General features: G+C 55.6%; 13 protein-coding genes. 7 read left to right on the plus strand and 6 right to left on the minus strand.

The features are described 5' to 3' along the window. Positions 1–15: 15 nt before the first annotated feature. A complete protein-coding gene (locus ACYVHX_RS14325) occupies positions 16–345 on the plus strand; it encodes a hypothetical protein (RefSeq protein WP_460672335.1) in 330 nt (109 codons plus the stop codon). A 294-nt stretch (positions 346–639) separates the two neighbouring features. Here ACYVHX_RS14325 and ACYVHX_RS14330 read toward each other — a convergent pair whose 3' ends face one another. Beyond that, on the minus strand, positions 640–1689 hold the full coding sequence (locus tag ACYVHX_RS14330; RefSeq protein WP_460672336.1) for a helix-turn-helix transcriptional regulator: 1050 nt from the start codon (positions 1687–1689) through the stop codon (positions 640–642). A gap of 132 nt (positions 1690–1821) precedes the next feature. Here ACYVHX_RS14330 and ACYVHX_RS14335 point away from each other — a divergent pair, with 132 nt between their 5' ends. The 4 genes from ACYVHX_RS14335 to ACYVHX_RS14350 all read left to right on the plus strand — a co-directional run bounded on the left by ACYVHX_RS14335 (position 1822) and on the right by ACYVHX_RS14350 (position 2973). After that, the gene (locus ACYVHX_RS14335) at positions 1822–1989 is read left to right on the plus strand and encodes a hypothetical protein (protein WP_460672337.1); all 168 of its coding nucleotides are present in this window, start codon (positions 1822–1824) and stop codon (positions 1987–1989) included. A 59-nt stretch (positions 1990–2048) separates the two neighbouring features. After that, the gene (locus ACYVHX_RS14340) at positions 2049–2222 is read left to right on the plus strand and encodes a hypothetical protein (RefSeq protein ID WP_460672338.1); all 174 of its coding nucleotides are present in this window, start codon (positions 2049–2051) and stop codon (positions 2220–2222) included. Positions 2223–2327: 105 nt separating this feature from the next. Further along, positions 2328–2789: a pPIWI_RE_Z domain-containing protein gene (locus tag ACYVHX_RS14345; RefSeq protein ID WP_460672339.1), complete on the plus strand. Its 462-nt coding sequence runs from the start codon at positions 2328–2330 to the stop codon at positions 2787–2789. Positions 2790–2793: 4 nt separating this feature from the next. After that, positions 2794–2973 carry a hypothetical protein gene (locus ACYVHX_RS14350; RefSeq protein WP_460672340.1) on the plus strand — a complete coding sequence of 60 codons (180 nt, stop codon included), beginning with the start codon at positions 2794–2796 and terminating at the stop codon, positions 2971–2973. Between the two features lie 61 nt (positions 2974–3034). Here the strand turns inward: ACYVHX_RS14350 and priA are convergent, their stop codons facing one another. Beyond that, positions 3035–5539 (minus strand): replication restart helicase PriA, encoded by a 2505-nt coding sequence (gene priA / locus ACYVHX_RS14355; protein ID WP_460672341.1) that lies wholly within the window; start codon positions 5537–5539, stop codon positions 3035–3037. Positions 5540–5596: 57 nt separating this feature from the next. Between priA and ACYVHX_RS14360 the strand changes: the two genes are divergently transcribed. Beyond that, positions 5597–5758, plus strand: coding sequence for a hypothetical protein (locus ACYVHX_RS14360; RefSeq protein ID WP_460672342.1), 162 nt, complete (start codon positions 5597–5599; stop codon positions 5756–5758). Between the two features lie 111 nt (positions 5759–5869). On the opposite strand, the gene ACYVHX_RS14365 is transcribed toward ACYVHX_RS14360, so the two are convergent. From ACYVHX_RS14365 to kefF, 4 genes are all read right to left on the minus strand, one after another. Next, positions 5870–6997, minus strand: coding sequence for a serine hydrolase domain-containing protein (locus tag ACYVHX_RS14365; RefSeq protein ID WP_460672343.1), 1128 nt, complete (start codon positions 6995–6997; stop codon positions 5870–5872). 191 nt (positions 6998–7188) lie between these two features. Beyond that, a complete protein-coding gene (locus tag ACYVHX_RS14370; protein WP_460672344.1) occupies positions 7189–7563 on the minus strand; it encodes a DoxX family protein in 375 nt (124 codons plus the stop codon). A 216-nt stretch (positions 7564–7779) separates the two neighbouring features. Further along, positions 7780–9666 carry a monovalent cation:proton antiporter-2 (CPA2) family protein gene (locus tag ACYVHX_RS14375; protein ID WP_460672345.1) on the minus strand — a complete coding sequence of 629 codons (1887 nt, stop codon included), beginning with the start codon at positions 9664–9666 and terminating at the stop codon, positions 7780–7782. Between the two features lie 9 nt (positions 9667–9675). Continuing rightward, a complete protein-coding gene (gene kefF, locus ACYVHX_RS14380; RefSeq protein ID WP_460672346.1) occupies positions 9676–10272 on the minus strand; it encodes a glutathione-regulated potassium-efflux system oxidoreductase KefF in 597 nt (198 codons plus the stop codon). Between the two features lie 426 nt (positions 10273–10698). Between kefF and ACYVHX_RS14385 the strand changes: the two genes are divergently transcribed. Next, a complete protein-coding gene (locus ACYVHX_RS14385) occupies positions 10699–11724 on the plus strand; it encodes a YpdA family putative bacillithiol disulfide reductase (RefSeq protein WP_460672347.1) in 1026 nt (341 codons plus the stop codon). Positions 11725–11782 lie beyond the last annotated feature (58 nt).

Raw genomic sequence — 11782 nt, forward strand, 5'->3', positions numbered from 1 at the left:
GAATCCTTGGAACCCATGATAGAGAAATATTCCTCCCCCAACGGCACCTACCAGGTGGTGTTCGATGTTTTTGAAGTCCGCATGAGCCACTGGGTCGAGGTGCCACGCATCATTCGGGTTTCGGATGGGGCGGCCCTTTTCGATCTGCGGGGGGCGGTCTGGAGCGCCGACCGGGTTCAGTGGCTGACGGATTCTGAAGTCGAACTAAGCGTTCGCAAATACCCCGGCCGCATCACCGGTTCGCTGGTCCTGAATTTTAACACCGGCACTGGTAAAGCGGTTTGTAACGCCAATCCCTACGAAGGCCCTTTGCACGAAGTTCGAAGCTGGGTTTTAGCGCACTGACCTGGCGCTTTCGCTACGCGGACCACCCCCGAAAACGCCCCGACCCCGGCCGGCCTCCCTACCGTGCCCGTACGAACGATTTCCCATTTGGCCGGGTTGCTCAGCCCCTTCCGTCAGCCCCTCATTCCCGGCTGGCCTTTGCCGGAGAGTCCCCTCCTTTTTGGACTTTTAACAAAACAAAGAATTCCAATGCAGAAATCAATCACTCGACAACAGCGTCAAAATCTTCTATAAAAACAATTAGCGAGGCTTTATCAGCGGATCAGTGATCATTTAGGTTCGGCGGTTTTGTTTTTAGATGCGGTTTTCTCCGTACCGTTCCAGCATCGCCCGTAGCGACTCCGTCATCGCCCTGACCAGACTTTCGGGCTTCAACACGGTCAGGTGTTCGCCGTAGCTGCGCAGATGCATCATCAGGTCGCGGTTGGGCGCCAACCGCAGCCGAACGATGCACTCGGTTTCGTCGTCGCGCAAAACCGCCTGCGTCTGGTGAATCGGCTTGGCTTTCACATACCGGCCAAACAGGGGCGTAAACGACAGCACAATGTCTTCCACTGGGTCGCTGGTGTCCGTAATGCCGTAAATGTGTTCGAAAAATTCCGACACGTAGGCCAAAACCGCATCCGGTACGGCGCAGGGTTCATCCAGAATCTCCAGGTCGCTCATGCGGTCGAGGGCGTAGGTGCGTTCCTTTCCCGTCGCGTCGTCAAAACCGATGATGTACCAGCTGTCGGCCACCTCCCGCAGCAGAATCGGGTGCAGCGTGCGCAGTTTCTCCGGAACCGTCGGCGCGGCTTCGGCCGGCGCAACGGCCGTTTCGTGCTTGTGGTACCGAAATTCGACCTGCCGGTTTTGGTTGACGGCCCGGATCAAAACCGGGACGTATTGCCGGTTTCCACCCAGCACTTTCTCCTCCACATAAACCACTTTCCGGTTCGACGCCCGACCGTCTTCGGGCCGGACTTCCCGCACAATATCCAGACTCTGCCGCACTTTTTGGAGGGCGTTGGTCAGCTCAGCCACCACGGGCGCACCCTGCGTGGCCGCCAGCACCTCGCGGGCATAATCGAGTGCTTCCATGTCGTCGGGCGTCAGCATCAGCCGCAGCAACCGGAATTGGGGGTCGGTATAATAATAGCCATTGCTGCGTTTGTCGTACGCAATCGGCGCGTCGTGGTCTTCGCGCAGCCGCTGGATGTCTTTTTCCAGCGACGACACCGACCGAATGCCGCAATGTTCGCGGAGTAGCTCAAACAGGCGTTGTTTGGAATACCGGCGGGGATACCGGCTAATCACCTCGTCAATTAGGCGATAGCGTTGGAAAGCGGAACGGGTTATGGGCATCGGACCAAACGTTTGTCCCGGCAAAGAAGCAGATTTTTTCTGCAGAAAAACAGAAGACCGTAAAAAGATTACGTTCTGGCTGCGTCAATTTTGTCCCGTTCCAATTCCCAACCGACAGTAAACAACACGCTCATGAACACGCTTCTTTCCACCCCGCAGTCCCCAAACGCCACCCACGCGACGGTTCAACGCAGCCACCGGCGGGCCACCCGGCTGTCGGCCCGCCAACTTCTGGATGTTGAACTGGGCCTGTTTCTGCTCGCCGAACTGCTGCACCCGACGCGCTGCCCGGTTTGCTGAACAACGGCAGTCCGGGCTGGACAAGCCGGTAGCACAAGCTGCGCAATCGCGGACTGGCTTTGCTGACGCACCTGACCCATTCTCCGCGCTGGCTTCAGCTCCTGGAAACGTACGTGGCTGCCCCGGTCCACCTTCAGGCGTATGACATCAGCCACGACCGCAGCGGTTTTCGCTTAAAAACCGTGGGCTTTTCCCGCAATCGGCTGGCGGTTTTGCGAAAAGTACTGGGGTGAAAAAAAAGTTTGAAAAATAGTTGACAACGTAAAAAGATTACGTTCTTCCGGGTGCATTTTTGTTATGATCAACAGCCAACCTGGCCGACAGTAAACAACACACGTATGAACGCACTGCCCATCTCCAACGCTCCCTTCGCTCGCCAGTTGAGCCCGTTTTCGTTGCACTGGCAAGAGCCGCTGGCTTCTCAACTCCGGTTTCAGCATGAACTGCCCGGCCAATTGGCCAATCGCCTGCTGAATGTGGAACTGGGCCTGTTTCTGCTGGCGGAATTGTTACCGCTGGCTCCTCCGCAGGCTCTTCCGGATCTGTTGAACGGCGAAGGCGTGGTGTATGACCAACGCCCCGTCTGGAAGCCCCGTCAACACCGCAACCTGAACCGCGCCCGGGCGCTGCTGGCACCGTATCAGGACCGGAACCGCTGGCTGATGGCGCTGGCCAAATACGATGCGTTGCCAACGAGTCTGCGGGCCTTCTGTTCGCACAGTGCAGGCAGTTGCGGGTCGGAGGTGAGCCGGAGTATTTTACGCAATCGGGAAGAACTCTTTCGGCAAGCTCTTTCGTAAACCCATGAAAATCACCTCATCAGCTGCATTTGGCACGACGCTCATGGCCCTGAAGATCCTGTTGCTGCTTATTTTCCAGAACAAGCCGTTGATCCTGTTCAAACTGAGCTGTTACGCGCTGCTGGTCCGGGTTCAGGTCGTTATTTATAGCGGACTGCTGTACCAGAGCCTGCATCGGCGCTAGTACTCCATACCACCCAATCCATCCAACGCTGCAAGCCCGACTCTGGATAGCCCGTACGGAGCTAGAGGCAATCCACGTCGGCTACCACCGATACGGCTTTCAGGCCCTTGTCGCTCAACAGTTCATTGATCTTTTCGAGCACAAAAACCTTGGCGGCTTTGGGGCTGATGCTGCGTTCGAGCTTGATTAAAACCGTGTATAAAAACTGGTTGCGAATCCGCTCCACCAACGGCACTTCCGGCCCCAGCACCCGCGAATCGCCCAGCTTTTCGGTCAGTTGGGTCACCAGCCGCTGGGCCGCTTGCAAACTGATACTCTGTTCGCTGTGCCGAACGGTGAGTTTGATCAGCCGTGAAAACGGCGGATAGTTGAAATTCTGCCGCTCCACAATTTCTTCTTCAAACAAGCCTTTGTAATCATTTTCCAGCACTCTCAGCAAAACCGCCTGCTGCGGGTTACTGGTCTGAATCAGGACTTTACCCCGGCGGTCGGCGCGCCGTCCGGCCCGGCCACTCACCTGCGTAATCATCTGAAACGCCCGCTCCACGGCCCGAAACTCCGGGTAGTGAATCATCCGGTCAGCGTCGAAAATCCCCACCAGACTGACGTTCCCAAAATCCAGCCCTTTGCTGATCATCTGGGTGCCAACCAGAATATCGACGTTGCCGCCTTCAAATTCCGAAATGATTTGCTGGTACGCGTTTTTGGCCCGCGTCGTGTCGAGATCCATCCGCTGAATCCGGGCGTCCGGAAACACAATCTGCAACTGATCTTCCAGTTTTTCGGTTCCAAAACCGATCGTCCGCACCTTGAACGAACCGCAGGCCGGGCAACTTTTCGGCACGGGGTCGCGGTGGCCGCAGTAGTGACACCGCAGTTCGGCGTCGCGCATGTGGTAGGTCAGGCTCACGTCGCAATTGGGGCACCGGCTCGTCCACTCACAATCTTCGCATTGCAGGTAGGGCGAATAGCCGCGCCGGTTCTGAAACAGAATGCTCTGCTCCTTCCGCTCCAGGTTGTGGTGCAGATGATCCAGCAAAACCGACGAAAACTCGTTTTTCATTTTCTTCTGCTGCTTCTCGATCCGCGTGTTGACCAGCACAATGTCGGGCAGCATGGCGTCGCCGTAGCGCTCCAGCAACTCCACCAGGCCGTAGCGGCCCTGCTGCGCGTGGTAATAACTTTCGATGGAGGGCGTGGCCGAGCCGAGCAACACTTTGGCTTTCTGCCAGTGCGCAATCATCATGGCCACATCGCGGGCGTGGTAGCGCGGAGCGGGGTCGTGCTGTTTGTAGGACGTTTCGTGTTCCTCGTCCACAATGATCAGCCCCAGGTTATCGAACGGCAGAAAAACCGCCGACCGGACGCCCACCACAAACTGGTACTGCCCGTCCACAATGCCCTTCCAGACCTCGACGCGTTCGTTGTCCGAAAATTTCGAGTGGTAAATGCCCATTTTGTCGCCAAACACCTTTTTCAGCCGGACGACGATCTGGGTCGTCAACGCGATTTCGGGCAGCAGGTACAGCACTTGCGAACCACTTTCCAAGGCCGTCTGAATCAGGTTAACATACACCTCGGTTTTTCCGCTGCCGGTAATCCCGTGGAGCAGCACAATGTCTTTTTCGTTGAAATGGCTCAGCACCTGGTTACAGGCGCGCTGCTGAATATCAGTTAGTTTAACCTCGACACTCGGCTTATCGTCTTCACCAAACCGCGGCACGATCACTTCGAACGTCTCAAAAATCTGGTTTTTGATCAGCGTCTGCAACGCCGACTGCGATACTTCATCGTCCTGGTTCAACACGGTTTTGTCGAGCCCCTTGCGATTCAGGATCGGGTTGTTCTGCACCGGCACGTAGCTCAGGTATTTCATCACCACCTCCTGCTGCTTCGGCGACTTTTCCAGTCCGTTAATCAACGCCAGCACCTGCTCCCGGTTTTCGTAACGACCCGTCAGCCGGACTTTCCGCACCATTTTCGGCACGTATTTTTCCCGGACTTCATCGAACACAATCACCGCCCGTTTCCCCACCAGCGATTTGATGGTCGTCGGCACGTTGGTTTCCCCAACCAGCCGCCCCAGTTCTTCATACGACAGGGCCGGGTGCTTTTTGAGCTCGTCCAGCAAGCGTTCTTCTTCCTCCGTCAGCAAGTCGGGGTAATCAAAATCCGGATTGTACTGCACTTTCGACTGGCTCGTAATTTTCAGTCCCGACGGCAGCGCCACGTTCAGCACGTCGCCAATGTTGCAGAGGTAATATTCGGCCATCCACTCGAACAGCTCCAGCTGGTACCCCGTGATCAGCGGGTATTCGTCGAGCAGTTCGAGAATGTATTTGGCCTGATACGCATTGGGGGGCTGGTGGTGAATGCGCCCCACCACCGCCGTATACACCCGGTTTTTGCCAAACGGTACAATCACCCGCGCTCCCACTCTGAGCCGCTCCACCATGTCGCGCGGCACGCGGTAGGTGAATAGTTTCGGAATCGGAACGGGGATGATCAGGTCAGCGAAATAGGTGGTTTCTTCGTCGAAAGCAAAGGTCAGGGGCAGCGCTTGCACAGATGGATACGGCTTTATTTTCTATAGCAAGTTAACAATTGCCGCGATAAGTTCCTTGTGTTACTTTCTGCGCTGCGGCTCAGGATGGCTCCCGGCCACCGGCAGGACGACATCAAACCGGATCGACGGATTGCCGGGCGTCAGCCGCTGGCTCGTGACCCTCTGCCCGCGTTCATCACCAATCCGGGTGCGTTGACCGAGGGGGAATTTCGGTGCTAAAAGCCGTACTACATTTCCGAAAACGAACACCAGTCAGCGGAAACCGGACCAAACAGATTGCGAATCGACATTCTGCCCCGCTTATCATCCGGCCAAACGGCTTGGATTGCCTTATCGCCCCTTGACGACCTCCTGAAAAATGCGTTTCCCCAGCTCAATCAGCCTTTTTTGATTCGTCGTATCATTTACCAGAACGACCACCCCGGTTTTTCTTTTGACCGAGAAAATGCAAAAACTCATGCAGCCCCACCCCTGCCCGCTATGAAAAAAAGAGTCTTCCGTTGCGGTAAGCCTGCCCAGGCGCCAGATCAAACCCATCCGGATACCGTTCGAATCTTCCCAGGTTTTCTGATGCGTTAATTGAACAACCCGGTTTTTTTCGGTCATCTGGAACGTCAGATACCGGAGCATATCGCTCACCGTTGAATTCAAAACCGGCCCACTGGTAAAATCATCCCGATCCTTGGTTCGGATCAACACCTCCTTATCCTGCGAGCCACTGGCAAACCGGGTCCAATCCGACGGACTTAAAAACACTTTGGTGTTCAATAAGCCGATTTCTTTTTGCCCATATTCTTCCAGCAAGGCCGCATAAGGCCGATGGTACAGCCGCTCTATAATGAGCGTTAACAGTTTAACGCCGGCATTCGAGTAGTCGTACCTGGTGCCGGGCAGGGTATCGATCCGGCAGTGTTGCAGGTCTTTCAAAAAATCCGGAGCGGTATAGTTCTTTTTGTAGTGGTATTTCTCTTCCGGGGACCGGGTGTTCCAGTTGGCAGGAAGGTTGGCCAGTTGGGATGGAATCCGGGCCGTATGATTGCACAGGTGCAGCAGTTGGATGGGTTTACCCCCGTAACTGAGGTTGGAAAAATCCAGACGATCCGGCAGATACGTGCGTATATCGTCCCGCAGCGTACATTTCTTATCAACGACGGCCTGAGCGAGTAGGGTAGCGGCAAAGGTTTTGGCAATGGAACCAAGCGAGTAAAGCGTGGTGGAATCGGGGGCCGTTCGGTTTCCTTTTTCGGTCTCGCCCCAATGATACTGGGCCGTTTTTCCGTTATTCACAAGGCCAATGGAGATCCCAACCGTGCCCTCTTTTTTTAAATAATCGGTAGCGTATTTCTCCAGAATTGAATCCTGAACCGCTCGGGAAGCGGGATTTTGGGCTTTTAAGGGCTGCTGAACCCAGATAATAAGAAGAACAGGTACCCATGAATTCGCAGTAATCCACGCCATCGCGGTGAAAATTGGGGTTAAACCGTAAAGACGACTGGCGGCTTGTTGCATTACACAACTCGGCGAAAATCAGAATTTTGACGAACCCGATTCAGAACCTGCCGTTTTGCTAAAAGCAAAAAGCTCCCGTCGAGGAGCTTCTGGAAGAAAATTTCACAACCGCCGGGCGGCAGGATTCCGGCAGTCCGGTTTTAAGCCGGTCTGCGCACGGACGTCGGCAGAAAGATCGCCGGTTCCCGCAGAAAAGCCGCAACCCAGATCAGCGCCAGCACCGAAGCCGCATTGGCCAGCGGTTTTCCGTGCGACAGGTCGGTGGCCATCGCCCCGGCGAAGTAACAGCACAACAGAATAAAGCCCAGCTTCATGGTTTTGGGGTAGATGAAAAGTCCGGCAAAGACGATTTCCATGATACCCAGCGTTGAAATATAGGGACCGACCCCGGCCGCAGTCAATCCACTGGTCACTTCGGGCGAAGCGGACAATTTCATAATACCGCTCAGCACCACCATTCCGCTGGCAAGGCCCGTCAGAATAAGGGTGGCAATTCGTTTAAATTTCGTATTCATGGCTAATTTGGCTAGATCCTGAAGCCTTCCGATCGTGTTTGAAAGACTTCCCAGCAAAAGTAGACGGCATTACTATACAAAAGATACTACTATCCCAAAGGATACCGGTATCCTTTGGGATAGTAGCAAACATCGAAATAAGCGTGAACGTCAGCGCGTTGGGCGACTGTTAGGGCAGCGGTTCAGCAACACGGTTTTCGGCTCAAAACCGGCTTGTCATTTATACATCTGCCGGATTTCGTTCCGCAGCGTTTCGGGGTCCCAGCCATCCTCCACGTCTTTCAGCCAGCGGTCGTTGGTGTCCGAGCTAAGCAGTTCCTCCAGTTCCCGAATGCGTTGGCGGGCGCTGCTGAAATACTGCTTGCGGTCGTGCCGCAGGGCGGCCAGTTCGGTCAGGTTCCGCTCATCGTGTTTCCGGAACAGGCGGGCCGCCCGCTGCGACTGGTACGCCCGGAAGCCCAGCAGCGTCATCGCATCGACCCCCATCCGAAGCGAACTGTCGATAGTTTCGCGGTACACATGGCCGATCCCGGCATCCAGCAGTTCGTAGGCATCGTCGCGGTCGGCGGCCCGCACCAGCAGTTGCAGGTGCGGAAAATGCTTTTTGGCGGTTTCGACCAGATCCAGCGCTTTTTCCGGCGAATCCAGCGCAATAATCAGCAGCCGGGCCTCCGCAGCCCCCGCCGATTTCAGCAGATCGTAGCGCGAAGCATCGCCGTAATACACTTTCATGCCCAGTTTCCGCAACGTATCGACCCGATCCGAATCGAAATCCAACACCGTGGTTCCGATGTTGTTGGCCCGCAAAAACCGCCCGACGATGTTGCCATACCGGCCAAAACCGGCAACGATCACGGCGTTCTTTTCTTCAATGGTATCCTGCTCTTTGTCAGCCACTTTTTTCGTTCCCAAACGGGGCAACAGCAGCTTTTCGTTGAGCAGAAAAACCACCGGCGTCAGGCCCATGCTGATGGCTACCACCGCCGTCATCAGATCCACGACTTCCCGGGCCAGAATCCCGTTCTGCAACGCGAAGGAAAACAGCACGAACGCAAACTCGCCCACCTGGCAAAGTCCGAGCGAAAACAGCAGATTCTGATCCGTCTGGAGCTTGAACACCTTCCCTAAAACCGCCAGAACCAGGGCTTTAACGAGCATGATTCCCACCACCAGGCCGACGACCAGCAACGGATTGCGGGCGATCAGCTCGAAATTGATGGCGGCCCCGACGGAGATAAAAAACAAACCGAGCAGCAGGCCCTTGAACGGGTCAATGTCGCTTTCCAGTTCGTGTTTATACTCGCTGTTGGCCAGCACCACGCCCGCAACAAACGCCCCCAACGCCGGACTCAGCCCCACCATTTCCATCAAAACCGAAATGCTGGCGACCATCAGCAAAGCCGTGGCAATGAATACTTCCCGCAAACCGGTGCGGGCGATGATCCGAAAAACCGTACCCATCACGTACCGCCCCATCAGCACCAGCACCACCACGGCGCCCACCACCACGAACGGACGCAACCAGCCGGGCAGCCCGTCGACCAGCGAAAAATGCGCGTGGTGATCGGTTTCGGCGGCCACCGGATACGTCGCCAGCAGCGGCATAATCGCCAGAATCGGGATGACGGCAATGTCCTGAAACAGCAAAACCGCAAACGTATTCTGACCGGCTGCGGTCGCCATCAGGCCCTTTTCGTTCAGAGTTTGCAGCACGATGGCGGTCGACGACATGGCCAGAATCATGCCCAGTGCCAGCGCCGGCTGCCACGGCAAACCGGTCAGAAAGGCAATTCCGCCGGCCAGAACCGCCGTCAGCAGCACCTGCAAACCGCCCAGCCCCAGCACCGGAACGCGGAGTTTCCAGAGCCGCTCGGGCTCCAGTTCGAGCCCCACCAGAAACAACATGATGATGACGCCAAATTCGGCAAAGTGCATGATATCCTGCCCTTCGTCGCCCACCAGCCCCAGCACCGCCGGACCGATCACGACGCCCGCCAGCAGGTAGCCCAGCACCGACCCCAGCCCCAGCCGTTTGGCAATCGGAACAAACAAGACGCCCGAGGCCAGGTAAATAATGGCCTGAATCAGAATGGATTGGTTCATAAGTAGTGATTAATCGACAAGTATTTCATTCATATACGAACGCTTCCGGACGTCCTCCACATCAATCTGGTCGGTGGCCAGCATCGTCAGCAGGGTTTTGTACTTCTGGGCATACCGGTGCATTTCGTCTTCGGTCAGCCGGTGGGTGCCGTGGACCACAAACGGCGGCAGGTAGACCATCTTGCACAAAAACGCCGTCTGGTCGAACGGGGCCAGAAACTGCGGCAGCGTAAAGCGGTTATACCCCTCTTCTTCGTAAGCCTGCCGCGGTCCGCCGGTCGTAATGACGTTGAAGATTTTTTTACCGACCAGCGCGTTGCCTTCCCGGCCATACGCCCACCCGTGTTCGAGCACCAGATCCTGCCACTGCTTCACCATCGCGGGCGAGCTGTACCAGTAGAAGGGATGGTGCAGAATAATGTAGTCGTGATCGAGCAGCAACTGCTGTTCCCGGTCCACGTCGATGTCAAAATCCGGGTATTCTTCGTAGAGATCATTAATCGTGACCGAGTCCGAGGCCACCGACTGACAGGCGCCCATTAAAATCCGGTTGGTCCGCGATTTTTCGAGGGCGGGATGCGCAAAAAGAATTAAAACTGACGCCATTCGTTACGGAAAATGCAGGGTAAGCAATGGATTGACTGAACCTTTCAGGCGATTGGAAGAGCCAAACGGTACAGGGCATGCCTGTCCAACCAAATTTAAGTCAAATGTGAAGAAATAAAAACCGCAGCAAAATTCCGCGCTCGCCCAGACCCGGTTTTTACTGGAAATGTAAGGGACAGGGCCCTTTCCCCGCTAAGAGAAAAAAGGAATGCCAAAGGTAAACTGTAGAATGGCGAATGTAAAAATGCGGAATTCGAAAACACGTTCCCATTTGCTAATCGACAGTTTACCTTTGGCATCCGGCATTTCCCCACCGCTTCACGACGTAATTTCGGGAAAATCTCCCTTCGGTCAGAACTTCTTTGGTTCTTTTTGGTATTCTAATGATAGCTCGCTGATCCAACCTGCTCAACCGAGCCCCCAACTATGTACGACGTAATTATCATTGGCGGAGGACCGTGTGGCCTGGCGGCTGGCATTGAAGCGTCCAAAGCCGGTTTGAGTCATTTGATTCTGGAAAAAGGCAGCCTGACCGAGTCCATCCGGCGGTACCCGAAAATGATGCGGTTTTTCTCCACCGCCGAAAATATTGAAATTGGCGGCCTTCCGTTTCCGATTGCGGGCGTGAAAGCCAACCGCAACGAAGCCCTCCAGTATTACCGCAAAGTCGCCGGTTATTTCAACCTGAACTTCAAGCTCTTCACGGAAGTCAAGCACGTCACGCGCTACCAGCCGTCCGGCGACGACGACGAAACCAGCGAGCTGTTTACGGTTTTTACCACCAACGGCCAGACCTACCAGTCGCGCAGGGTGATTCTGGCGACGGGTTATTTCGACAAACCGCGCTCGCTCCAGATTCCGGGCGAAGACCTGCCGCACGTCACGCATTATTACGACGAACCGTTTCAGTATTCCTACACGAACGTGGTCATCGTGGGCGCGTCGAATTCGGCGGTGGAAGCCGCGCTGGAACTCTACCGCGCCGATGCGCACGTGACGGTGATTCACCGGGCCGACGATTTCCGGAAAACCGTTAAATACTGGCTGGTGCCCGACGTCAAAAACCGGGTGAAAGAAGGCAAAATTCACACCCGGTTCAGCACCTGCGTCACCCGCATCGAGTCCGGCAAAGTTTGCGTGACCAATTTGCAAACCGGCGAAGAAAGCGAACTTCCCGCCGATTTCGTCCTGATTCTGACCGGCTACACCCCCGACGCCGACCTGCTGAAGGAGTGCGGAGTTGCGCTGAATCCGGAAACGCAGGTGCCGACTTACGACCCGGTAACCTTTGAAACCAACGTGCCGGGCCTGTACGTCTGCGGCACCGTCATGGCCGGGATTTACACCGAAAAAGTGTTCATCGAAAACGGCCGCGACCACGCCAAATCCATCATCGACCACATCAGCGGCAAGCCGGTGCGGAAAGTCGCGGAGTTGATTGAGCGGCTTTGAGAAAAACAAGCGCGACAGCACACGATACGATCACCCGGATTTGTCCTTATCTTGCGGC

It is taken from the genome of Larkinella ripae (assembly GCF_054780775.1).